At 40.8% G+C, this 404-nt stretch carries 2 tRNA genes; both read right to left on the reverse strand.

Annotated features, from left to right (window positions below):
- Positions 1-150: 150 nt before the first annotated feature.
- A tRNA-Ala gene (locus CWC18_RS17975) sits at positions 151-226 on the reverse strand.
- A 49-nt stretch (positions 227-275) separates the two neighbouring features.
- A tRNA-Ile gene (locus CWC18_RS17980) sits at positions 276-352 on the reverse strand.
- Positions 353-404 lie beyond the last annotated feature (52 nt).

Genomic DNA, 404 nt, shown 5'->3' on the forward strand with positions numbered 1-404 from the left:
TTGAAAACTCTTTATAGATAAAAATATCTATAAGAATTTATTTATCAGCTTTTCCAAATTTTTAAAGAGCAAGAGAATTTAACTTCTCAAAGAGAAACACACTTCATACTCAGGATATACCCGAAGTATGCTTTTCTTTCAAAAGTAAGGTGGTGGAGCTAAGCAGGATCGAACTGCTGACCTCCTGCGTGCAAGGCAGGCGCTCTCCCAGCTGAGCTATAGCCCCACAATACTGGAATAACATTGTTTGTTACCAAGCTAAAAGGTTAGCAAAGTGGTGGGTCTGAGTAGACTTGAACTACCGACCTCACGCTTATCAGGCGTGCGCTCTAACCAGCTGAGCTACAGACCCAAACAATGTTTGTGTTCTCTAATTCTATTCAGCAATCATCTGTGTGGACACT

It is taken from the genome of Pseudoalteromonas aurantia (assembly GCF_005886875.1).
Taxonomy (GTDB): domain Bacteria; phylum Pseudomonadota; class Gammaproteobacteria; order Enterobacterales; family Alteromonadaceae; genus Pseudoalteromonas; species Pseudoalteromonas aurantia_A.